Annotated in this window: 19 protein-coding genes; 8 read left to right on the top strand and 11 right to left on the bottom strand. The window is 49.9% G+C overall.

The window, feature by feature from the left end; genetic code table 11:
- Positions 1 to 67 precede the first annotated feature (67 nt).
- The gene (locus MJZ25_02965; GenBank protein MCQ2123123.1) at positions 68 to 742 is read right to left on the bottom strand and encodes a PorT family protein; all 675 of its coding nucleotides are present in this window, start codon (positions 740 to 742) and stop codon (positions 68 to 70) included.
- Positions 743 to 973: 231 nt separating this feature from the next.
- Between MJZ25_02965 and MJZ25_02960 the strand changes: the two genes are divergently transcribed.
- Both MJZ25_02960 and MJZ25_02955 read left to right on the top strand, forming a co-directional pair.
- The gene (locus MJZ25_02960; GenBank protein ID MCQ2123122.1) at positions 974 to 1339 is read left to right on the top strand and encodes a hypothetical protein; all 366 of its coding nucleotides are present in this window, start codon (positions 974 to 976) and stop codon (positions 1337 to 1339) included.
- A 93-nt stretch (positions 1340 to 1432) separates the two neighbouring features.
- Positions 1433 to 1564, top strand: a complete 132-nt coding sequence (locus MJZ25_02955) for a His/Gly/Thr/Pro-type tRNA ligase C-terminal domain-containing protein (protein ID MCQ2123121.1) — start codon at positions 1433 to 1435, stop codon at positions 1562 to 1564.
- A 765-nt stretch (positions 1565 to 2329) separates the two neighbouring features.
- Here MJZ25_02955 and MJZ25_02950 read toward each other — a convergent pair.
- A complete protein-coding gene (locus MJZ25_02950; GenBank protein ID MCQ2123120.1) occupies positions 2330 to 7252 on the bottom strand; it encodes an InlB B-repeat-containing protein in 4923 nt (1640 codons plus the stop codon).
- Between the two features lie 141 nt (positions 7253 to 7393).
- On the opposite strand from MJZ25_02950, the gene MJZ25_02945 reads away from it, so the two are divergent.
- Positions 7394 to 8314: a DMT family transporter gene (locus MJZ25_02945; protein ID MCQ2123119.1), complete on the top strand. Its 921-nt coding sequence runs from the start codon at positions 7394 to 7396 to the stop codon at positions 8312 to 8314.
- On the opposite strand, the gene MJZ25_02940 is transcribed toward MJZ25_02945, so the two are convergent.
- Together MJZ25_02940 and MJZ25_02935 are read right to left on the bottom strand one after the other, a co-directional pair.
- Positions 8289 to 9830, bottom strand: a complete 1542-nt coding sequence (locus tag MJZ25_02940; GenBank protein ID MCQ2123118.1) for a Na+/H+ antiporter NhaC family protein — start codon at positions 9828 to 9830, stop codon at positions 8289 to 8291. The two genes, MJZ25_02945 and MJZ25_02940, sit on opposite strands and share 26 nt — an antisense overlap.
- Positions 9831 to 9844: 14 nt before the next feature.
- Positions 9845 to 10168, bottom strand: a complete 324-nt coding sequence (locus tag MJZ25_02935; GenBank protein ID MCQ2123117.1) for a DUF3392 domain-containing protein — start codon at positions 10166 to 10168, stop codon at positions 9845 to 9847.
- A gap of 165 nt (positions 10169 to 10333) precedes the next feature.
- On the opposite strand from MJZ25_02935, the gene MJZ25_02930 reads away from it, so the two are divergent.
- Complete coding sequence (locus MJZ25_02930; protein MCQ2123116.1) at positions 10334 to 12241, top strand: glycoside hydrolase family 9 protein; 1908 nt, start codon at positions 10334 to 10336, stop codon at positions 12239 to 12241.
- Between the two features lie 104 nt (positions 12242 to 12345).
- Here the strand turns inward: MJZ25_02930 and coaE are convergent, their stop codons facing one another.
- Entirely contained in the window at positions 12346 to 12891 is a 546-nt protein-coding gene (coaE, locus tag MJZ25_02925) for a dephospho-CoA kinase (protein MCQ2123115.1), read from the bottom strand.
- Between the two features lie 26 nt (positions 12892 to 12917).
- Positions 12918 to 13790 carry a DMT family transporter gene (locus MJZ25_02920; protein MCQ2123114.1) on the bottom strand — a complete coding sequence of 291 codons (873 nt, stop codon included), beginning with the start codon at positions 13788 to 13790 and terminating at the stop codon, positions 12918 to 12920.
- Positions 13791 to 13872: 82 nt separating this feature from the next.
- Between MJZ25_02920 and mscL the strand changes: the two genes are divergently transcribed.
- Positions 13873 to 14322: a large conductance mechanosensitive channel protein MscL gene (gene mscL / locus MJZ25_02915; protein MCQ2123113.1), complete on the top strand. Its 450-nt coding sequence runs from the start codon at positions 13873 to 13875 to the stop codon at positions 14320 to 14322.
- Between the two features lie 98 nt (positions 14323 to 14420).
- On the opposite strand, the gene recF is transcribed toward mscL, so the two are convergent.
- Genes recF through MJZ25_02895 form a run of 4 tightly spaced genes read right to left on the bottom strand, consistent with a single transcriptional unit; the run spans position 14421 to position 18934 of the window.
- Positions 14421 to 15662, bottom strand: coding sequence for a DNA replication and repair protein RecF (recF, locus tag MJZ25_02910; protein MCQ2123112.1), 1242 nt, complete (start codon positions 15660 to 15662; stop codon positions 14421 to 14423).
- Entirely contained in the window at positions 15659 to 16714 is a 1056-nt protein-coding gene (locus MJZ25_02905) for a hypothetical protein (GenBank protein MCQ2123111.1), read from the bottom strand. Before MJZ25_02905 ends, recF begins: the two co-directional genes overlap by 4 nt.
- Before the next feature lie 2 nt (positions 16715 to 16716).
- Positions 16717 to 18360 carry a hypothetical protein gene (locus tag MJZ25_02900; protein ID MCQ2123110.1) on the bottom strand — a complete coding sequence of 548 codons (1644 nt, stop codon included), beginning with the start codon at positions 18358 to 18360 and terminating at the stop codon, positions 16717 to 16719.
- On the bottom strand, positions 18341 to 18934 hold the full coding sequence (locus MJZ25_02895; protein ID MCQ2123109.1) for an outer membrane lipoprotein carrier protein LolA: 594 nt from the start codon (positions 18932 to 18934) through the stop codon (positions 18341 to 18343). The genes MJZ25_02900 and MJZ25_02895 overlap by 20 nt, the downstream gene beginning before the upstream one ends.
- Positions 18935 to 19113: 179 nt before the next feature.
- Between MJZ25_02895 and MJZ25_02890 the strand changes: the two genes are divergently transcribed.
- Both MJZ25_02890 and MJZ25_02885 read left to right on the top strand, forming a co-directional pair.
- Complete coding sequence (locus MJZ25_02890; GenBank protein MCQ2123108.1) at positions 19114 to 20253, top strand: hypothetical protein; 1140 nt, start codon at positions 19114 to 19116, stop codon at positions 20251 to 20253.
- Positions 20254 to 20313: 60 nt separating this feature from the next.
- Entirely contained in the window at positions 20314 to 21351 is a 1038-nt protein-coding gene (locus tag MJZ25_02885; GenBank protein MCQ2123107.1) for an OpgC domain-containing protein, read from the top strand.
- Positions 21352 to 21585: 234 nt separating this feature from the next.
- Here MJZ25_02885 and MJZ25_02880 read toward each other — a convergent pair whose 3' ends face one another.
- Positions 21586 to 22647: a hypothetical protein gene (locus MJZ25_02880; protein MCQ2123106.1), complete on the bottom strand. Its 1062-nt coding sequence runs from the start codon at positions 22645 to 22647 to the stop codon at positions 21586 to 21588.
- A 166-nt stretch (positions 22648 to 22813) separates the two neighbouring features.
- Here MJZ25_02880 and MJZ25_02875 point away from each other — a divergent pair, with 166 nt between their 5' ends.
- Positions 22814 to 24247, top strand: coding sequence for a glycogen/starch synthase (locus MJZ25_02875; GenBank protein MCQ2123105.1), 1434 nt, complete (start codon positions 22814 to 22816; stop codon positions 24245 to 24247).
- Positions 24248 to 24416: the final 169 nt, after the last annotated feature.

Here is a 24416-nt window from a genome sequence, read left to right as displayed (position 1 = left end):
AAGATGGCTCAATCCCAAAAGCGAGAAGACAGTTTTGTCAAGCCAAAACAATTTTTTCCTGGTTTCGCTAGATGAAATAGTAGCCGAGTGCTACGCTAAATGACAATAGATGCACGCTGATGTCATCATATCGCTCGTTTATTTCGCTTGCATCCAAGACAGTTGTTAAACCGAATAACGTTTGCAAACCCAATTCGAAGCGGTTGCCGAGTATGATTCCTGTTCCTGCAGTGAGTTGTATGTCGCAAAAGGAAAGACCCGCGCCATCCCACTTTGTTCCGAAGCCATAGGCGCTGCCTTTGGTCCAATAATGAGCCTCCTTTGCGTCTATGATGAACGCGAAGGTTAATCCTGCATCAAAGTAAAATGGACTTTGAGTTTGGAAATGAGCAAGAACGGGGATTCCTAAACTGACCGTTTCGTATTTTACATAGGTATCGCGGTCAAGGAGTTCGTCTGTGAACCCAACATCGTTCTTGAGTAAGCGAACATTGTATGTTAGCCCTGTGCGAAGTGCCGGCAAATCCTGAAAATTAAAGATGGTGTTGACTGCGAGCAGAAAACCTGGTCCATTGAAATCCTTGGAATCCATCAGATTTCCCTCTTTACCGATCAAAAAATCGTAGGAAAGGCCAATGCTAGTACCGAGCCTGAAAAAACGATTAGATACGTCGCTGGCATGACAAAAAGCGGCCAAGACTGTTATGATCAACGCTAATTTTATCGATATACAACTTTTCATTTCCGCTGAAAATATAATTTTTTCAAAAGAATCAATTTAAGCATGAAGATGTTTTGCGTTAGGCCTGCAACCACTTAGCACTTTAGTGCTTAGTGGGCCATGGTCCCCCTTTAGGGGAGATAGTGACCCCTTGGGGACAAGACTCGCGGAGCGAGGCTTGGTTGCAAGAGCCGCGCGGGCGTGCCGCAGGTGCGCACGGGTGGCCTTGCAATATAGCCCGACCGCACATATATGTGCGGGAACGCCCAGCGCGCTCTGGCTCGCGAAGGCGCCGACGGCACCCTGAGTTTCTATGCAAACGGCGAACCGGGCAAGAACTGGGAAGACCTCTGTGCAGGCCCCCACGTTCCCAGCACTGGCAAGCTGAAGTCCTTCAAGCTGCTCTCCCTCGCAGGTGCATACTGGCACGGCGACCAGAACAGCGACCAGCTGACCCGCGTGTACGGCACCTGCTTTGCCGACAAGGAAGGCCTGGAAACCTATTTGAAGTTCCTTGAAGAAGCCGAAAAGCGCGACCACCGCCGCATCGGTAAGGAAAAGCGTGCAAGCCGAGTGTCGCGACGAAAAGCTTGCTTTTCGGCACCTGTCCTCGCTTGACGGGGATGACCGAGGCGCAGCCGCGGACGCCGAAGGCGTCAAAAGCTTGGCTACAAGTTCCGTCAGTGCGAACTCCAGAAAATCCCCTATAAGATTATTGTAGGTGAAAAGGAAATGAACGAAGGACTTGTCTCTGTGAACAAGAGAAAAGAAGGTGACAAGGGACAAATGTCTGTCGCCGACTTCCTCAAGATGACAGAAGCAGACAGACAAGTCGTTCGTTAATCATGACGTGACCCAATTACAAAACGCAGGCTGGAAAAGCCTGCGTTTTTCGTTGGTGACAACCGTCCAAGGCGAGAGCAGCGACCACGCTTGCGTGGGCATTGCCGAGCCGCCACGGTTGGGAGTGCGTAGCACTCCAAAAGGAAATGAACGAAGGCGTCGTCTCCGTCAATAAGAGAAAGGAGGGCGATTACCGCCTAAGGCGAGTGTTGCGGACAAATTTATTTGTCCATAACCGAGCCGTCGCGGGAAGCACACCGAAGGTGTGCCCAAGGGCAGCATGACTGTTCAGGCCTTCTTAGACATGACAGCTTAAAAGGCAGACTCGAAAGAGCCTGCCTTTTTGCGTACAACATAATTCTGCAGCAAAGTCCGCGCAGTCCCAACGAAGCCCCTGCTCGGTTCCCCATCAAAAAAAATCGACGCCGTCAAAATGACAGCGCCGACTTTTTTCTCTCTCAGTTGTTTAACAAACTAACCGTAGATAAGACCAAGGGCAATTGCAATGGCCATGAAGACAAGAGTCTGTTTCAAGATATATCCATCATGTGATTTCATATAGACCTTCCTGTTGTCTTTTTTTTCTGCAACTGAAAATACAAACTAGGGTCAAAAAAAGTTCGTTTTGTAAGAAGATAAAAGTAAAGTGCCTTCAGAATGTGAGTTTTGTCAATTTTCGCGTTGTAATTTTTCGGGTTTTCTCAACAGAAAAAGGCCGTTTTATTCAAAAAACGGCCTTTTTCGATGATTTTTTTGCGATGGAAACTACTTCAACTTTACCATTTTCACCTGGGGTCCTATGCGCACAAGGTAAGCCCCGACGCGTCCCAAGGCAATGTTAAAGTTGGAGGCGGAAACTCGGCCAGATGCGATTATACGACCTTGCATATCGAGAACTGCGTAGGCACTGCCAACGCTAGCACCAGCCACCTGAATATCGAGGCCCACTGCAGATAAGGCGAACTGCGGCACCGTGCCAGCGACTTCGATAGACTCCTTCTTTTCACTGCTGCTGGAAGCAGGCGTTTCACTGGAACTACTAGAAGAGCTCTCCGGAATTTTTTCGAAGTTCGCAACCAAGGTCACGTTACCCTTCACGTGGAAAGTAATCTGTTCGGACTTGAAAGATTCCGCATCCGACGTCCAATCGGTAAAGTAGTAGCCATTGGCGGCAACGGCGTTCAGCGTCACCATTTCACCGTAGTTATACTTGCCGTCATTCTTCAAACCAGTGACATAACCTGCGTTTTCGTTATTAACGGAAACCAATACGGTATATTCAAGAACTTTCCACATGGCGTAGAACATCTTGTTGCCAAAGTCAGTTTCATAAATCTTAGTCACAGCCTGGGCAGAGCTACCGAATTCAGGATTCTTGAACCAGCCCATAAACTCGTAACCTTCGCGAGTGGGATTGGGCAACAACAATTCATCACCAGTCTTGTAAGTCCTAGGAGCGTCTTCCAAGGTTCCGCCGTTCAGCACGAAGCCTACAGCATAATATTCCTTGGTATTAAGCATCGGAATGGAATCCTGCCCCCATACAAGACCATTGACACCGCCTTCTACAGCAACGCCATCGGCATCCTTTTGAACATAGGCGTGCAATTCCTTGGTCAAGGAAGTATCCGTAAAGGCAACCCTTTCCTTGGCTGTACCAAAAGAACTTTCCTTGCCACCTTCTACTTCCAAGTAGAAATTATTGACAAAGTTCTTCGGGAAATCTACACCCGTTTTCAATGCCACATTGGCGACAGGATCCATATAGCTCTTTGCAGAGACCTCACCCATGCTATAACTGTTCAATACATAAGAACTGGCAAAATAGCCCGAAGCCTGATTGGCGTAGCCCAACAAGCCTGCAGCATAGCTGTTAGTTGCAGAAACGGCGCCCAGATTATAGCTGTTGGCTACATTGATTGTCACATTGTTATAACCGACCAAGCCACCGATATAGCTCTTTCCGGAAACCGGAGCAACATTGTAGCTCTGCATCAGGTTGAGTGTACCAGAATTGTAAGCCACAATTCCACCGTTATAATTATCAATAGATTCAATCTTTCCCGCATTGTAGGAGTTGATGATGTTGACAGCTCCAGAAACGTAACCAACAAGGCCACCGTTGTAGCCGTTGCCCAAAACAGAACCTTCGTTGAAACTTTCCGATATAGTCAAGGACGTGCCCGTTTCACCAACCAAGCCGCCATTATAGATTTTACCTACAACAGTTGCGAAGTTCTTGCAATTTTCAACAGACAAGGTTGAATTATTCGTTCCAACAAGGCCACCAATGTCCGTGATGTAAGCGGTAGGATCGTTATAGGCGTAGTAACCAGAGGTTTGGCTATTGCGGATTTCCAGTGTACCACTATTCTGAGCTACCAAGCCACCCGCAATGTATCTATTTTCAATAACACCGTCAAAGCTCACACTATCCATTTTTACAACTTTCGAAGTAAGCACCAAAGCAGCAACACCGCCTATATAGTTTGTGCCATCAACATAGGAATCCTTGATATTCAAGTTCTTGATAACCAGAGGATTCAGGGTTGTACCACCATTTATGCGGCCAATGAAACCCAGATAGTTCCTTGAACGATCATTGATATACAAGCCAGAAATAGTATGGCCACGGCCATCAAAGGAATTGGTGATGTTATCCAAGGGATTCCAAGGAACATGCTGGTCAGCACGGGCAGAATCAAGGGATCCATCTTCCTTCAACACATTTTCGTTCACCACAATATCCCTACTCAAGGCACCGCAAATGTTCGGGGTCTTGCTGTAGCCACTAGTACCGTTAATCATGGCGGCGTAGGCGTAAAGTTCCGTCACATCGGAAATGACATAGCAGCCATCTTCCAGCTGAGGGACCTTCAATGTCATCCACTTTGCATAGAAAGTCTTGTTACCCTCGTCTGTCGTAGAAATGTTGGATACAGGAGATCCAGAAAATTCTTCGTCGGTATACCAGCCCATGAACACCTTGTTATTCTGGGTCACGTTCTTAGGAAGCTTTGCTCCAATCCCTTCTACATATTCGGTCACGTTGTCAGAAACAATGGTACCGCCGTTTGTATTCAAGGTTACAGTAAACAGTCTTTCGTACTTTGCCCAAAATTCCTGATCTGTGGTGGCAGAAGCCAAAATGGAATCCACCTTGACGCCGGTAAATTCAGCGTTATCAAACCAGCCTCTGAAAGAGTATGCCTCACGATTCGTAACCGGAAGAGCCTTGGAAAAGCCCTCAACGTAGGTATCGAAATACGAAACCTTGTCGCCTTCGTAGGTGTGGAATGTAACCGCATGCTTCACCGCCTTGGAATTAGAAATTGCACTACGGAACAAGGGATAGGAATCGGAACCTACATCCTGACCCCAGATTGAGCCATCATGGATTCCGAAAGTTCCTTCACGAAGCATTGTTGCCACAGTACCATTTTCAAACTGTTCCGGAGTAGCGCCAAAGCCCCCATTTTCCTTATTGCCCTTAGCCTTGTCATAGAAGCAGTTTTCCATGGTAAGGTAGGTGGGTTTTGAATAAATCAGCATCCTACGGTAGCTAGAATAACCAGAAGTAATAGTTCCCAGGTTATAGCAGTTCGCCATTTTCAGGGTAACAGTACTACCCTGATGAGCGTTGATACCCGCGCTGTAACTGGCGGCACTATGAATTGCTCCAAGGTTATAGCAGTTTACAATGGTCGCATCACTCAAGTAGTGAACGAAACCAATAATTCCTGCAGCAGTACCGTTAGCAACAACATTTGCCTCGTTATAACAGTTTTCAACGAGGAGTACGGTACTCTGATCCGTTGCACCAATCAAGCCACCAGTGTAATAGGATCCATAGATATAGGAATCCACCAGGCCCACGTTTTTAACGATCACTGGATTTACGGTAATGCCACCCTTGACTAATCCGAACAAGCCTCCATTAGCTCCGTTACTCACGCTATAAAGGCCAGAAATCTTATGACCCTGACCATCGAACTTGCCAGAGAAGCCATCAATAGGATTCCAAGAAACAAAGGATGCAATCTTTGATGAATCCAGGGTTCCATCAGCCTTAAGGACATTCTTGTTCACTTCGATATCTGCAGTAAGCTTAGCGCAATTTACGGTAGACTTGGTCATGCCATAAATGCCATTAATAAGACCTGCAAAGCCATAAAGTTCTGCGGAGGAGGAAATCTCGTAGCAACCATCAGAATTCTTGGAAGGAGCCTTCACCTCAAACCAAGAAGCGTTGAACTTCAAGTCACCGGACATCTTTGTCGTAATGGAATCCACAAAGGTTTCGCTGGCATCACCATCAAGAATCCAGCCCCTGAACATGTAGCCAGAACGGCGGACCTTCTTAGGAAGGGCTGCACCAATGCCTTCGGTGTATGCGGAAACATTGGCAGAATCAATTGTTCCGTCTTCTACATTCAAAGTCACCTTGTAGATTTTGGCAAACTTTGCCCAAAATTCCTGCTTGCCCGAAGCATTGGGAGGAATTTCGGTCATTACGGACCCGCCAAAACTACTGTTGGCGAACCAGCCCATAAACTGGTAGCCCTCGCGATAAGCCTTAGGAAGAACAACCTTGTAACCAGGAACATACTCGGAAGCGTAAACGGTTTCGTCACCGGAGTAAGTATGGAAAACAATGCTTGCGGTAGTTCCAGTGTAACCTTCCAATTTTCCACTCAGTATGGGATATGCATCCGTGCCCACTTTCTGACCCCAAACGGAACCATCTACACCGCGATTGAGATCCTGGTAAATTCGTAATGCCTTGGTGACAGAGCCATCGGCCAGCTGGGCTGCCGTTACTGCTGTACCGCCAATTTCATTGATAGCCGCGGATTCCAGATAGAAGCAGTTTTCGATGACCGCAGAGCCGCTGTACTTGTCTCCAAAAAGAACATTCACGCCCCTGGTCAGTGCAGAGCCAGTTCCTGTGTAAATCACAGTACCCACGGCCACACTATTGTTCAGGAAAAGGGAGCCACCCAAAGTTTGTCCGACAAGGCCCCCTGTATTGGTCTCGCCAGAAATTTTTCCGTTAAACAGGCAATTGTCTACATAAAGCTTGGAATTTGTATTTGCACGAGCCACAATGCCTCCATGCACATACCTTCCTTCGATTGTACTAGAGAATACGCAGTTGTAAATCTGGATAACGCCATATTGGGCGGAATGGGCAAAGCCACCTATCTGGTCTCTAGCACCGAAATATGAACCCGCAATTTCAAGGTTTTTCACTACGACAGGAGACTCTTCCGTGCCGCCAGTCAATACATTAATAAAGCCGACGGAGTTCGCATTAGATTTATAATAATAAAGGCCCGAAATCTTATGGCCCTGACCATCGAACACGCCAGACAAAGTATCAATGGGAGTCCATTTTGCGAAGCTTGCAGAATCCGTTGCGTTCACAGAGCCGTCAGCATCAAGAACGTTCTCGTTTATAACAACATCCTGGGTAAGCTTACCGCAGGCAGCCATATTCTTGGTATTGCCATTAGTGCCGTTAACAATGGCAGCAAAGCCGTACAATTCAGCTGCGTTGGAAATTTGGTAGCAATTGTCCGCCTCGTCCAAGACTGGAGTTGCGGGAGTAACTGACGCAGCGGTAGCTGAAACACTCAGAGCCAAGCCTGCGCAAAGGGAAAAAAACAGTGCCGATTTACCGGGCATACTATCCTCCTCCACACACCGAAAACAAAAGTATAAAACCCCGCTTTTCAAGCAAAGGGTTTCCACTTTCTTTTTACATAACCCCACCTTTATTTACAAATAAAAAATGTTTACAAACAAGGTATTTGCTATATATGGGCCATGGCGAATTTAGGTTACAGTTTCTTATTGGTTCTTGCAGCTTTTATCTGGGGCACCACCTTTGTTGCCCAAGCAGAAGGCAACAGTGCAGGTCCTTTTGTTTTCACCTGTGTCCGCAACTTCATCGCCACATTCTTGCTGTTTGGCCTGGCCCGAATTCTGGATTTTGCAGGCAAGAGCCCGCGCAAGCCCAAGAATTCTGCAGACACAAAGAAGCTTTGGAAGGCAGGCATTCTTTGCGGCATCGCCCTGGCCTTCGGAACAAACTTTCAGCAGTTGGGACTGTACCTGGGGACATCCGCCGGCAAGTCCGGATTCTTGACCACCTGCTACATCGTACTGGTTCCTGTTCTAAGCGTATTGATCGGGAAAAAGATTTCTGCAAAGAATTGGATTTGCGTCGGATTGACCGTAGTCGGCCTTTATCTTCTTTGCATCAAGGAAGGATTTTCCATTCAGCTTTCTGACGGCGTACTGCTTCTTTGTGCGTTGTCCTTCGCCACCCAGATTCTCATTGTGGACAAGTACGGAACCGAGGTAGACAACGTTCGACTTTCTGCAATTCAATGTTTGGTGGCCTGCGTTTTGAGCGCCTTCCCCATGTTCTTTGTAGACATGAAATGTTCCGCTGCGGGCCTAGCCAGCGCCGTAGAAATATACACCCATGTTAACGCATGGATTCCGCTGCTGTACGCCGCAGTTCTTTCAAGTGGCGTCGCATTCACCCTGCAAATTGTAGCCCAGAATAAAATAAAGCCCACCGTAGCATCGCTACTGATGAGCTTGGAATCTGTATTCGCTGTTCTTGCCGGCTGGGTCGTTCTTGGGGAACGCCTCAACACTCAAGAAGCCTTAGGCTGCATTATCATGGCCGTGGCCATTGTACTGGCCCAAATCAATCCTTCTTCTTCAAAGGATTAAAGTACACCTTTTTCTTCTTCATAATGAAGAGGCCACCCACAATCAGCACCACACCCAAGGCAAGGGAAAGTACTGCGCTACGGGTAACACCAGCCACAATAAAGGAAATAAAGCTGATCCCTGCCACGCTCAGCGCATAGGGCAGCTGGGTGTTCACATGGTTCACGTGATTACATTGGGCTCCAGCGCTAGCCATAATGGTGGTATCGGAAATGGGTGAAATATGGTCGCCGCAAACAGCGCCAGCCATGCAAGCAGAAATGGAAATCACCATCAACTGGTAATCTACGCCACTAAAGGCTGCTACCACAATAGGAATCAAGATTCCGAAAGTGCCCCAGGAAGTTCCTGTTGCAAAAGCCAGGAAAATGGCAATCAAGAAAATCAGTGCCGGCATGAAATTCATAAATCCTGTAGCGCTGCTGGAAACAATGCCAGCTACAAATTCCTTGGCGCCCAGAGCATCGGTAGTACCCTTCAAGCTCCATGCCAGAGTCAAGATCAAGATAGCGGGCACCATGGCCTTGAAACCATCGGGCAAGCATTCCAGGCACTTGTTAAAGCTAAGAACCTTGCGGCACAAGTACCAAAGGACAGTCAGCAGGAAGGCGGCAAAGCTACCCAGCACTAAGCCAACAGAGGCATTGCAGTCGGCGAAAGCCTGAATAAAGCCCTTGTGGGCATCACCGCTGGAGAAGAATCCGCCGGTGTAAATCATTCCAATAACGCAGAAAACAATCAGGCACACAATGGGGAAAACAAGATCAATAACGCCGCCCTTTCCTTCGGGCTTGCGGACTTCCTTCATCTGGGCATCCAAAACCTTTTCCGCATCTTCATAACGGCGCATAGGGCCAAATTCCACATTCAGCAAAATCAACGCGAACATGGCCACCAAAGTAAAGAGGGCATAGAAGTTGAAGGGAATAGCCTTCACGAAAAGTCCGAGACCATCTTCACCATCCACAAAGCCCGTCACCGCAGCAGCCCAGGAACTGATCGGCGCAATAATGCAAATGGGAGCAGCAGTAGAGTCAATCAGGTAAGCCAACTTTTCGTGACTCACCTTGAACTTGTCTGTTACCGGACGCATCACGCTACCCACGGTAAGGCAGTTGAAATAGTCATCCACAAAAATCAAGATACCCAGGCAAACGGTAGCAATCTGCGCCCCCACCTTTGTCTTGATATGTTTCTTGGCCCAGTTACCAAACGCGGCAGAACCGCCCGCCTTGTTCATCAAGGCAACCATAGTTCCGAGAATCACCAGGAAGAATAAAATACCAACGTTACCCGCATCGGTAACCTGCTTGATCATGCCATCCTTGAAAACAGCATCCAGGAACGCAGGGAAACTTCCCTGGCTAATGAACAAGCCGCCCATGACCACGCCAAGGAACAAGGAAGAATAAACTTCCTTGGTAATCAAGGCAAGGACAATAGCGACAATGGGAGGAACTAGAGCCCAGAAGGTGCCCTGGGCAAAGATCCATGAATCAACGACAGTTTGTTCCATAGGAATCTCCTTATCTAAACTTCTTTTCCGCGGTAAGCCAGAATTGCGAGCAAAATAAATGTGCCGAACAAAATTCCGATCAAGGGCAAATCCGCCTGGGTCAGCAAGAACATTTTAAACAAACGAACTAACATAGCACTTATAAACGCATATCCCGCCGAGCATAGCACAATAAAAAGAGCAAAGCGGGCCACAAAAGGCATTTTTCGCGTAATTTTCTTGAAAAATCCATTGATATACGACCCGTAGATCATCAAGACCGTGGCAACAATCCCCACAGAAATGGAGGTCAAGTGATGTCGTAAAAATTGGGCAAATTCATGGATGAGTTGTTCCATAGCAAGAAATATAAAAACAAGTATTCGAGACTACACAAAATAAAGGACACACTTGTAAACAAATCGGGGTTCTGTTTTCAAGTGAAAACACTTTCTATTTCCGCCACCATACCGTGAATCATTCTTTTGGTCTAGATTTAGAACAATCAAAAAAAGGGTGATATAATGAAATTTTCTAAAACATTCGTAACCGCTCTGGCAACCTCCGCCATCGCAACAAGTTCCTTGTTTGCTGCAACCGCATTCCAGAACCAGGTTGGTTTCTTGACCAACGGTCAAAAGCAAATGGCCGTCATTGACGCTGCCGGTAAAAATGTGGTTTTCAAAGATAAGGACGGCAAGGCTGTCTTGACCGTTACCGCACCCGAAGCCCAGACTTGGGAACCGGCAGGCGACACTGCTGCATCTCTCATCGATTTCTCCGAACTGAAGACCGCCGGTACCTACCAGGCTTACGTTGGCGATGAAAAGATAGGCCATCCCATCGTTATCGCAGACGACGCTCTTGAAGGCGTAACCAAGGGTGCCCTCAAGTTCTTCTACTTCCAGCGCGCATCTACCGCTCTCGAAGAAGAATATGCCGGCATCTACGCTCGCGCAGCAGGTCATCCTGATACCGCTGTAAAATACCACGAATCTACCGGCCATACCGATCTTGACGCAACCATCAGCAGCCCCAAGGGTTGGTACGACGCTGGTGACTACGGCAAGTACATTGTCAACTCCGGCATTTCCACCTACACCCTCTTGCAGCTTTACCAGCACAACAAGGAATACTTCAAGACCTTGAACCTGAATATTCCGGAAAGTAAGAACGACATTCCCGATATTCTTGATGAAATCAAGTGGAACCTTGACTGGATGCTCACCATGCAGGATACTGACGGTGGCGTATTCCACAAACTGACCACCAAGGCATTCGCAGGCACCATCATGCCGGAAAAGGCTACCGCTCAGCGCTACGTCATCGGCAAGGCTGTAGAAGCAACCTGGAACTTCGCCGCAGTCATGACCCTCGCTTCCGAAATCTACAAGCCTTTCGACGAAGAATTCTCCAAGACCTGTATTGCTGCTGCAGAAAAGGCTCAGCACTGGGCCATGCTCAACAAGTATGAAGCCTACGTCCAGCCTGCAGGTGTTTCCACCGGTTCCTACACCGGCGCAGTAGAATGGGCAACTCAGTTGTGGACCCTCATCGAAATGTACCGCCTTAACAAGCAGGAAAACGTCCTCGAAGAAATCAAGAAATGGCCGATTTCCAAGAAGAAGGCAAGCCTTCAAAGCTGGCAGAACAACTACATGCTGGGCATGTTCTCCTTGGCCACCAACCCGGATATCTTCGACAAGGCCATGGTTGATACCGCAACCGCCATCATCGTGAACACCGCCGACGAATACATGAAGAGCCTTGACAACAACGGCTACGGCGTAGCTCTCGTCAACAAGGATTTCAACTGGGGTTCCAACGGTACTGCAGCAAACAAGGGCATGGTCCTCATTCACGCCTACATCTTGACCAAGGAAGAAAAGTACCTCAATGCAGCCCAAGGCATCGTAGACTACGTTCTCGGCCGTAACCCGCTGAACCTTTCCTACCTCACCGGCTTCGGTGTAAATCCCATCATGAACCCCCATCATCGCCCCAGCCAGGCTGACGGCATCGACGCTCCGGTTCCCGGTATGTTGGCCGGCGGTCCAAACACTGGTGCAACTGACTGTGCAAAGAAGTTCATTGTTCCGGGTGCAGCAGCAAAGTCCTACTACGACAACACCTGCAGCTACGCAACCAACGAAGTGGCAATCAACTGGAACGCACCTTTCGCATACGTGGTCGGCAGCATTCAGGCAATCGCAAAGACCGGCAAGCCCTACGATGTAACCACCAAGCCGAACGTCAACTACGCTGTGGACATCCTTCAGGGTATTCCCTTCGCAAAGGACAACATCAGAAAGCATAACATCCAGAGCGAAAGCAAGCATCTGATCATGCGTGACCACAAGGTCCAGGTTGAATACACAGGCGCAAACGGCGTCAAGAAGTACTTCAACTTGCGAGGCAAGCAGGTCCGATAAGAGATTACTTCCAATCCCCCATAAAACACAAAATGCAGTACTCCCACAGTACTGCATTTTTCATTATTCAAACGTCACGGCGTTCGATGGCCAGTTCCGTTTATTCAAATTTTCGGAACGGATCCGTCGTTATTTTCAATGAATCGAATTTCCTTACCCGGGAAAAGCTTTTTCCAGGTTTCGACATCATTCTTTGCACTTTGCAAATCCATGCGGCGGCGGGCATCTTCTGCAGAAAGGCCACGCTGGTTTACAAGACGATTGAAGCGGGTTTCTTCAGAAGCCACAACCACCCAAATTCCGTCCAAGGTTTTTACCAATTCGGGGACATTTTCAAAGAGGGCGGCTTCCACGAAATCCGGATTCTGTTGCATCACATACTCGGTCAGCGTCGGATAAACAAGGGCTTCCAGGCGCACACGAGCCCCACCATCCTTGAAAATCAAGTCAGCAATAAACTTGCGGTTCACCCCATCGGCGGTCAGCGTCTCAGCACCGAATTCCTTTGCGATGGCGGAACGCAAATCAGCGTTGTCACGGTACAGTTCATGAACCGCCAAGTCCGCGTCAAGGACACTGAAACCGCGCTCACGCAGCATCTGTCCCACGAAGGACTTTCCAGCACCGATTTGACCTGTAATACCAATCATTTGCGTCACCTAAAAGTCAGCCACCATTAGCCCTTGCCCAAAGCGATCAGGCAAAGACCTGTGATAATTCCAAACAAGGCAACCCACTTGAGAGCACTCTTCTTTTCCTTAAAGATCAGGAGACCCGCCACAAAGCCGATAAGCACACTGGAACGGCGGAACACCGTAATCAAGGAAATCAAGGCATCCGGATCGCTTACCGCGAGGAAGTAGCAGCGATCGGCCACAATAAGCAGCACCGCTACCAGCAAGAAAGTCCAGCGGAACTGGAATGGAGTGGTCTTGGTGCGAGTCGGGAACCACGTGACCGCCGCAATAACGAACTGCAGAAGGGCCATGTAGATGCTGAACCACACCTGAACCGTCAACGGTTCAAAATCCATGCGCTGCAAAATGAATTTGTCATAAACGCCGCTGCAAGCCGCCAGCACCGTTCCTAGCAACATGGAAATCACCCAGCCGTTACTGAAGAAATGTCCCATCTCCTTTCGGCCCGCCATGGAAAGCGCCACATAGGAGCAAACGCAAATGGCAACGCCAGCCCACTGCATGGCAAAGGGACGTTCCCCCATGAAAGTCACCGCGATGAAAATGGTGAACACAGGCGCCAGCGCACGAATTGTAGTTGCAATGGACAAGGGCAAATGGGCCAATGCGTTGTATGTAAGAATCCAGCTTCCGCCAACGATGACAGCCTTGCCCGCCAGAAGCAAGTGGCTTTGTAAAGGTAAATTTTCACAATGTCCCGACAACAGAATCGGGGACATCAAAAGTGCGTAAAATGCGCTGCAAAGGAACAAAACCGGGCGTACAGCGTTGTCCTGAACGGACTTCTTTTTCGCCAGATCGTAGCAGCCCAGAAAAAAGGCAGAGGCAAGAGCAAGAATCAACCATGACATAGCGCACACAATTTAGAAATACCACTTGCAAAGCCCAAGGTTTAATGTATTTTTTAGCCAAACTCAACAAAAGGAGCCCAACATGGGTATCAAAGGTAAAGCAACAGGCCTTCTTGAAGAATTCAAGGCATTCGCATTCAAGGGCAATATCGTCGACATGGCTATCGGTGTTATCATCGGTGGTGCATTCGGTAAAATCGTAACCTCCTTCGTTAACGACATCGTGATGCCGGGCGTTACCGCCATCATCGCTATGGGCGGTGGCAAGGACGCAGGTGCCGGCCTCAAGGAACTGGTTTACACCACCGATGCTGGCGTTGCTATTCCTTACGGCAACTTCATCGGCGGCATCGTTGACTTCCTCATCGTTGCAATCGTCGTCTTCCTCGTCATGAAGAAGTTCCTTGGCTTTATGCAGAACATGCGCAAGGCTGAAGAAGCTCCTGCTGAACCTCCTGCACCGCCGGCTCCTCCTGAACCGTCCGCAGAAGAAAAGCTCCTCACCGAAATCCGCGACCTTCTTAAAAAGTAAGGTAGCAGTCGGTTAATACCGAGCAAAAGCTTTAGAAAAAGTCCGTGGCAAGTGCCGCGGGCTTTTCTTTTTGGGCGTTCCCTGGCGAAGGAACCTTTTTAATGCAATTGAATTTCCGCGTCGGCGGTGAATGGCAAATCCTCGATTTGCGGCGTCGCGATCACCACCTGGCATTGTTTTTCACGAATGAGCGACGCCACGGCGTCACGCCTGTGAACGTCAAGTTCAGCAAAGATATCGTCCAGCAGCAGGATCGGCTTGCTCAAGTAGCGTGACGCCACATCCACCGCCGCAAAGCGCATTGCAACCGCCGCAGAACGGCACTGCCCCTGGGAACCCACAGAGCGCATCTCGTAACCTCCGATACACACACCAAGGTCATCTCGATGGGGTCCGGCCATGGTCTGTCCCTGCAAGCGCTCCACAAATTCCAGGCCAGCAAGCTTACGGGCAAACGCATCACGAAGCACCGCCTCGTCAACCACTTCAGCATCCGCCGCAGACTGCGGAACAGAACTGTCTTCCGTTCCCGCAGGCATCCCAGCGCCCATCTCGTCAAGTTCGTCATTCCCCAAAAAGTCGGCACCGTCCAACGCGTCCAACTCCTTCAGGATAGAACTCTTGTAGGCGCAGGTAATTTCGTCCACACCGCCGGAAAGTTTACGGTAGTAGCTGGTTATAATCGGGGACACTTCCGCAGCCAAGGCAAGTCTTGCCGCCCAAAGTTTGGCGCCCAAATCAATAAGCTGTTCTGTAAGCACCCTAAAGAGAGCCTCGCCGCCCACAGCGGCATCGGCACCACCCTTCTTGTACTGCTTCAGCCACTGGTTACGCTGCTGCAGAACACGCTTATAGCGACGCAGGACCGTCGTGTTCGCCGCAGATCGATAGCACAGGATTTCATCAAGCCAATGCCTACGAACCTCGGGAGCGCCACGCAAAAGTTCAATATCCGAAGGCTGCATGATTACCGCAGGGCAACCGCCGAACAGACCCGCAGCCGACTTCAGGCTTTCGCCGTTTTCCTTCACCTCGCTTCCGCGACGATGGACGCGTATGGCACGCTTTCGGGCCCGGCCCGGTACAGAACTTGCAAGATCGGAATCCGCAGCCACATCTTCAAAGTTCCCGCGGACAATAAACTCATCCGCCTTCCAAGAAATCAATTCCTTCTGGTCCTTCGTCCTAAAGGAAAATCCCTGCCCCAGCAAGTGGATACATTCAAGCAGCGTCGTCTTGCCACAGCCATTAGGACCGTACACCACAGTAATGCCGGGCCCGAACGTCTGCTCGAACCCGTTCAAACTGCGAACGCCACTTATGAATATATCACGAATCAAGGAAGACTTCCACGAACGCCAATGCTGACAGGGCCCCAGAGGCCGGCGCCACTTTCATAAACCAGAGCGTAGTTCACATCCAGCGGATACTTCTTCTTGCCGATGCGAATATCAAACTTGTAGCCGGCGCCAAGGGTAAAGTCCAAGTCGTCCATACCCACGCGAACAGTACCGTTAGGAATAATTTCGCATTCAAAGCCAACACGGCCCGTCCAAAGATGTCTATCAGGGTCAAAGGCCAACAAAGTATCTGCCACCTGGTAGTCGATAGCTTCCATCCAGGCGAAAACAGGCTTGTCCATAATCTTGGAACGGTATCCCAAACCAATCTGCAGAATCTTGGGGCGAACACCTTCCGTACTTGCAACGGAGTTGTCCGTGCTGGTGTTCTTGGTCCATCGGGCAGAAAGGTTCTTGCTGAAACTCAAGTTGCGGATTACCACAGAAGTGGACCACTTGTCGTTCCATTGACGGAGCCAGCTCAAGTTGATAGTCATGGGGCTACGGTAATCATCCACCAATTCCACGCCTTCAAAATACTCGGACACATCCAAGTTATCGTAGCTCATGGAAAGGGACATACCAATTGCATCACGACGTGTAGCACGATAGGCAAAGCCCAAGTACATCATGGTAAAATACGGAGTGGCCGTTCCCAAGGTCTGGTCGTCATCGTCGATTACGTCAAAGGCCAAGTCGCCACGATAAAGCATGGCAAAGCCAACGCCCATTCGCTTACCCACCTTGGTTTCAATACCAAGCGAACCACCGGCACGATCCAATTCGCGACGTTCACCACCAATGGAAAGATTTACGTTTTCACGGAAACCAAGAATAGCAGGGTTCCAGTAAGCAGCAGGCATGGTAGCCGTATCCGCCGTACCAGTGTTGCCGCGGCCAAGTTCGCGGGCACCAGCACCCATACGTTCCACAAAACCGTCAAAGCTACCAAGGGTTGCCTTCTTCTGGTCCCATGCAAAGGCAGGCACTGCACTACACAAAGCAAGCGCCAAGATTCCGAGGGCTTTCGTCATTCGTAATTCGAAATTCATAATTACTTATGCCCTCCCAATGTCATGACCTTGCCCCAACCAATGTGGCCGTGGTTGTCCTTCACGCGAACGTAGTAAACGCCCATAGAGCAGGCGCGGCCATGCTTATCAAAACCATCCCAGAAATCAACTCTCGGATTTGTACTGCGGGAAGCATCAGCTTCGCGGGGAGCGTCCTTCACAATGGTCTTGACTTTCTTCATGTCGTAGCTGAACACGTCAATGGTGATCTTGGAATTCTTGCTCACCTTGTAGGAAACAAGAGCCTGGTCACCCGCGGTAATCACAGAAGGCACCATGCGAACGGAGCCCAAGTCATTACCCAGTTTTGCGCGGTTCAGAATCGGAGTCCAGGTTTTTCCCGAGTCGGCGGAAACAGAGATACCATTCCCGTAGGTAGACAAGGCCAAGCCACGTATATTCTTGGTCAGCGGGAAAGAACAAATCGACGTGATAACGACATCTCGATCCGTTGCGCCAGTTTCGTAACCGTAAAGCCAGCTGCTCTTTCCGTCGTCATCCATTTCCCAGGCGCGAGCACCCTTGGAATCAAGCTTGAAATAACCACTGACGGTACCGCCCACGGCAACTACACCAACAAAGGCATTTTCACCAAGGAACGTAACACTACTTACCGTATAGTCACCATCATCATAAATATCTCTCTTCTGTTTCTTTCCAGCCGTATCCAGGAAATCCACCTTGGCGAAATCAGCAGAACCCTTGGCAAGGCGCCACAAGGAACCCTTGGGCAAGTTTTCTTCCATGGAAGATGTTTCCGCAATAATCTGCAAGGGATCGCCGCCAATCCATACGCCGGTAACGCGAGAGTCTGTATTCAAAACAGAGGAAGCCTTTTTCACGTCACCAGACTTTGTCCTGATCCACATACCCTTGGAAGTTGCCATCCAAAGGTCTCCGGTTTCAGGATGCAAGGCCAATCCGTAGATGGACGGATTCTTCTTTTCGTCCCACTTGTAGCTGGACTTGGCCGTATCCAAAGTTGCGGTAGATGAATTCAAGGCAAAGTTTCTTGTTGTAGAGGAACTGCCGGAAAAACTGTACAAGCCCAAGCCAGCAGCACCGCGGGCAATCCACAAATTCTTAGACGAGGAATCAAAAGCAAAAGCGCTGACCGCATAGGCCATCTGGCCACGGACGCCATCAACTTTTATGGAATCAAGGTCGCTATACGCATCAGGCACCTTCAGCTCCATACCGACAGGATCGTCCACGTCGGAAATAGAGAAGAAACCGCTGGGAATCAGATATGCCCCGTCATCATTCATCTCCAGCATCGGCAACACATAGCCCTTGCTTCCGGCATAGATTGCAGGAGTTCTTCTATGTTCAGCAAGAACGTCGCTAAAAACGCCTTCCTGAACTGCGGACACCGTGTCTTCCACAGGACCGTTGCTTGTTTCAGTGACAAGGACATTGCCAGAGCTACCCACGTCCAAGTTCAAGCGAGTCACACCGCTATAAACCTGGCCACGTGAAAACGCCCAAAGGGATCCCACAGAGCCCGTTTCGTTCACATTGAACACGTCGTTGCTGAACAGGGTTTCCGCAGCCATGGACGTTGCCGACAGCACCGCCGCACCCATCAGGATTTTTGAGCAAAAGCTATCGCATGTCAATTTCATCGACGCCCTCAATACTCTTGAACTTAAAGTCATTATCAGAAATCTTCTTCACAACCTTCAGGTCGATAATGTTGTACCAGGAACTGTTACCTGCAGGATCAACCGTATAAAGGCGCACCGGGGAAAAATCCTTCTTGCTGAGCCACACGTCCATCTGGTCAAACTGGCCCGCATACTTGGAAGGGTCAAGTTTCAGCACCCACAGTTTCTGGCCATTGAAAACGCCATCGGTAATCTGGAGGGCCTTGCAATTCAAATACTTGAACAAAAGTTCCGAAGGATGGAGAGAACTGGACAGATCCTCCACCGCCTTGATCAGGACCTGCTTCTGTTCTACATTATACTGCCACAAACTTTCGCCATCACTGTAGAACTGAATCCCTGCAAGGTCCAAGGTAAACTTGTCGCCCTCGGCCACGGTGAGGCTTCCCTGCTGAGAAGCGATATCCGGGGAGTCGGCATAAAAAACCTGAACCTTGAAATTCAAACTCCAGGCCTTGCTGGACTTAAACCAGGCCTTGGACTTTTCCATAGCCTCATTTGCCGTCATGGCAAAAGACAAGGATACTCCCATTGCAAGGGAAAAACAAAGAATCTTAAAAAAGCGCATAATCCACCTTATAATTATATGGCAAATTTACAAAACTAAAGAGTCTAGGGTTTATTTTTACCTCAAACACCCACATTCATTGGGTTTTCAGTTGCGATATTTCTATCTTTTTCACGAAAATTTTAATCAATTGGAAGAATTGTATGCGCAAAATGATTTTGCCTCTGGCAATCCTGGGTGCAGCAGGCCTCGCCTCCGCCGCAGATATCGAAATCAATGGTGAAGTAAACTTCGACTACGCAAGCTACTTTGACGACGACTTTGATCCCAAGAACGCAGCAAACCAGGACATCGACCTTTCCGTAAAGGCAAACCTCGACGAAAACGTTTCCGTCGTGGTCAGCGCCAACAGCCATAGCAACTACCGCACTGGCGACGGCAAGCTTGAAGATTCCGAAGTCCGTCACGGTTTCGCCCACTCCGCAGCAATGGGTGACGGTGAACAACGCTTTACCGGTTTTGATTTCGACGGCGTTCAGCTCCGCTGGGACGTTAGCCACGAAGTCAGCTTGATCTTCGGCGACATGACCTACAGTGCAGGCGCATTCAACCACTATTTCTGGCGCGACCCGGCCAAGTACGCAGTCGTCGTCCGTGAACAGAGTGTCCGCGGTATCGGTGCAGAATTCGGTAACGACAAGTGGGGCCACGGTAGCGCATACCTCGGTGCATCCGAAAACAACGACCACACCGTCGCAGCCTTTGCAACCTACTCCTACCCCGTCATCAACCGTCCCGACGAACACTTGATCGCAACCGTCGACGTTGACTGGGTGTTCGGTCAGGATATTGGCCGCCGCAACGCTTACGTTTTTGGTGCAGAAGTAGACTACTCCAAGAGCTACGATCTTCTGAACTGGGGTATCTACGCCGTCTTCGGCACCCATCCGTACAAGGAGAAGGGTACACATTCCTTCTTGGTCGAACCTAGCTTCAACTACGACTTCTTCAACTTGAGCGGAACATTCTTCTACTGCGTCACCAACAGCAACTACGCCGTAGACGAACAGCTGTTCACCGACGACCAGTTGATGGTCGCCATCGAACCCAGCTTCAACCTTCACAAGAAGTTCACCATGGGCGTCTCCTACGAATACCACAACCACGATGTTGATGTCAAGGACGACAGCTTCCACTTCCTCGGTGCAAACTTCTACCTGTACCCCACTCTCAAGACCGAAGTCGTATTCTGGACAGGCTACAACTTCAACGGCGACAGCGACAAGGGCCCCTTCACCGACAAGCATCTCGCCCTCGGCATGAGCGCCAAGGCTAGCTTCTAACCGCCTACCGACGTGAGAATCCGTGCTTTAGATTCTATCCGGGGCCTTTTGCTGCTGCAAATGACCTTGGATCATTTCGGGAAGCCTATCTCTTACTATTTATATCAGTGCTTCGGCTACTTCAGTGCAGCCGAAGGCTTTTTTTTCTTGTCCGGATTTGTGGGAATGCTCGCTGCCACAAGCAAGCAAGCCAAGGACCCTAGTCAATCCTGGATGCGAAGTCGTGCGGCACGAATCTGGAAATACCACTGTGCAACTCTCATCAGCCTCTGCATTATCGCAGCTTGGTTCCTGCCTAGCCTAGCAGCCAATTTCAAGTGCATTTTCCAGCACCCGCTGGAAAGCCTCTTCTGGTCGGCACTTCTGATCAACACGCCGGAATGGCTAGATGTTTTGCCGCTCTACGTGGTATTCCTCATCCTCGGTTCCGTACTGTTCCCGCTATTCGTCAAGGCAAGGTGCAAGACCCAGGTTTTCCTCCTGTGGTTGCCGTCCCTTGTGGTATGGATCGGTGCACTCCTCGGCCTGCGCGACGCCGTTAACAGTCTATTCCCCAGCTGGATTCATCACGGGGACTTCGACCCCTTCGCATGGCAGTTCATCTACTTTACCGGGGCAGCAGTCGCCGCCTGGTGGAAACGTGCAAAGTCCGAGGAGAACGCGCACTCAAGTTCCGCAACGGAGCCCGCAGTCAAATCCAGCAACACAGTACGCGTCATACAGAAACTGACCCCCGCGGTTCTCGTGCTCCTTGCCTTTTGTTTCCTGTGGTCCCATCAGTTCATTCCACTGCAGCTTCCTACAGACTTCTGGACCAACAAGGTTCACGTAGGCCCTCTCCGTTTCGCCAACTTCTTCTGCTTCGTCATGGCCATCGGCTGGATCATCCGTACCTGGCCTGCAGCCCTGGACTTCAGGGTCACAAACCTCATCGGACGCCACAGCCTGGACGTCTACACCGCCCACATTGTGCTCATCTACTTCTGGTTTGCAACACCGGGCAGCATCCGTTACCACGCCCCCTGGAACGTTCTTGTTCCTATCGCAGCCTGCGTATTCCTGTGGACTTTGTCAAGAATCAGAGAACCTCGTAAATAGACAGCTCCGGAACATCAGCCAAAGACAGCTTCGATTGCCACGCCCTACGGGCTCGCAATGACAAGGAACCCCGTAAATAAAAAAAGCCCCGGTTTTCACCGAGGCTTTTCAAATGCATTTAGTTCCAAGCAACACATGGTTCCTGATTTTTCCATCAAGTACACACTGTGTTCTTGAACAACAGCTCGGATGACCGGAGGGTCTTAGCCCAACGAACGATCCGAGCGGTCATCATTACTGACCGAGGTACTTACGGCCGATACCGTATTCGTCCTTGTATTCGATGTAGTCAGGAACGAAGCCCTTAGCAAAGGAGAAGGACACGTTCAAGGAGCACTGGAATTCGTTCATCAACTTACCCTTGGTGCCAGCCTTGATGTTCTGCTTCTTCTTTTCAATCTTTTCGTCGCCCTTCTTGCCGACCAGGACTTCAGCTTCGCACCAGCCGCTGCCAGCCTTGGCGACAACTTCCTTGCCGTCGGTGGAAACGAGCTTGATCTTAGACGGGTCAAGTTCGGTGTTGTTACCGGTGGAAGCCCAGAACTGGAGTTCGCCGGAGAGAGAAGTTGCAGACATCTTGACGGTCGGGAGAGCCATGACGTAGCCCCACTTGTCAACGAAGCGCTTACCTGCAGCGTCGGCGATGTTTTCGCCGAAGATCAGGAAGTAGCCACGAGTGGTCTTGCGGTTCTTGTTAAGAGCAGCCTTGACTTCTGCATTTTCCGGAGCAACGTATTCGAGACGGAGCAAACCGAATTCAGCAACCACCGGATCAGATTCATCCTTGATTTCCGGGAGGGTCTTTGCGACCACAGCGTTTTCAGCTTCGAGACGGAGGGTCTTTACAGCACCTTCACCAACACCCTTGGCCTTAGCATAGACCAAAGCGGTATCGATACGGGCGAAAGCATTGATAACAGTATTGAAGTCCACACCTTCCTGGGTAGCCTGCTGCTTACCGACGGTAGCCATCTTGGTAACAGTTTCTTCAATGACTTCGTTGCTCTTGACTTCCGGCATGTTAACGCCAGCCTTGTCAAAGTAGCCATTGATCAAATCGCTGCTAAGGTCCTTCTTAGCTTCGATTTCAGCTGCACGAACGAGAGCGAGGGTGAAGTTATCGTAGAATTCATCAGAAACGTTACCCTTCTTCTTTGCTTCGAGGTAAGAGTTGATGGCATTGCGATAACGGCCATCCTTAAGATGTTCGTCACCACGCTTTTCGTTGGTACCCTTGCAGCCGACCATAGAGAATGCTACAGCAGCAGCCAGGGTTGCAAGAAAGATTTTCTTCATTGTGTTATTCCTTCAGTAAAAAAATACCTTTAGGCGGTTCGTCAGTAAAAAGGCCCATTTTATCGTAAAAAAGACCTCTTCGCCTTTTCAAATAAAAGATAAATAAATAAATTTGGACTATCCTGTTGGGGATAGGTAAATTTTTATTTGGAGACGTTTTTTAGTCATGAATATCCTTGTCGTGAGCCCTGAAGCGGGAAATTGGTCTCATACCAGCCCACTAGCCACAGCGGTGAACCGTATGACCGACGCATTTGCATGCGCTGGCGCCAAGGTATTGACTTGCTCCCCCTTCATCAAGGAAAAAATGGTCAACGCAGACGACTACCGCTCTGTGTTCCAGGGAACCGAAAAGCTCCAGGGCAAGACCTTCGAAATCATGGTTTCGGACAAGGATCCCCTCCATACCTACATCTACAACGAAGAATATTTTGGTCGACCCGAAGTGTACGGACCTCCTGACGAAGTCCCCTACACCGACAACCACCTCCGCTTCGCATTTTTGTCCTCCGCAGCCTTGGCCTACGCCGAGGCGACCGGCTATTCCTGTCAGGCCATCCTGGGCCACGAATGGGGCGGCGCTCTCGTAGGCGCTCTTTCCAAGACAGTCTATGCCGACTACGCCAAGGACATTCCCTTCTTCTTTAACGTCCATAACATCACTTACGATTTCCATGTTGCAAGCAGCGAAATCGAAAAGATCGGTCTTCCCCGTGAAAACTACAATATGGACGGCTACGAGTTCTGGGGCAAGGTCAGCCTTCTCAAGGCAGGCATCCTCTACGCCACCAAGGTTCTGTTCCCGTCTCCGGGCTACCGCGACGCCATGTTGAACACAAACCTCCCCGGTGGTCTTAGCGGCTTCCTGAATCGTAATGCAGACAAATTAATCGGCATCCAGTTCGGCGTCAGCTACCAGTTCTGGGATTTCAACGGAAACGACATGCTCCCCATCAAGGAAGCAAAGCGCCGTGCCCGTCAGGCCCTCCAGGAAAAGCTGGGCGTGGACTTCAAGGATAAGATGATCCTCTACGTTCACCTGGATTCCGAATCCGGAAACACTTCCGAAACCTTGGCCACGGTCCTTTCCGACGTTGCCCACCTGGACGTCTACATCATCGTCGGCGTCTCCTCCAAGAACAACGAATGGGGCTACTACCGCGACTTCTCTCAGCAGTATCCCGACGTCATGTGCTTGCAGGATCTCGAAGAAGGCGAAAAGAAGGGTCCGGAACAGCTCCGCGAAACTCTCGCCGGCGCCGACGTCCTCTTTGCAGCAAGTCTCCGCGAACCGTCCTCTTCCATTATCCTCAAGGCCATGGCAGCAGGCACCCTCCCGCTGACCGGACGTTCTGTTGGTGTTGCCGCAATGCTGGTGAGCTACAGTTTCGAAACTGCAGGCGAAGCAAACGCCTTCCTGGTAGAAGACGCCAACGCACCCCACCTCATGCTCAACTGCGTCCGCGATGCAGTGAACGTTTTCCAGACCGAACAGGCCGACTGGGACAAGTGCGTGGTCAACGCCTACAGCGGATTCCATTACGAATGGTGCCGCACCATTTCCAAGTACTTGTTGCTCTTCGGCGAACTGGGACTGTAGAATCCCACAGAAATTAAAGCAAAAAATCCCGCGTTCAAAAAGAACACGGGATTTTTCAGTGGGGCCTCCGGGACTTGAACCCGGAACCAACGGGTTTACGTTTGTGACGTTTTCACGCCTCCGTGGACTATGTCTTCGCCATGCCTTTGCAGGTTTAGGCGCGGGATAC

It is taken from the genome of Fibrobacter sp., from assembly GCA_024399065.1.
Classification (GTDB): Bacteria; Fibrobacterota; Fibrobacteria; order Fibrobacterales; family Fibrobacteraceae; genus Fibrobacter.
This window is presented reverse-complemented; position numbering and strand designations above follow the sequence as displayed.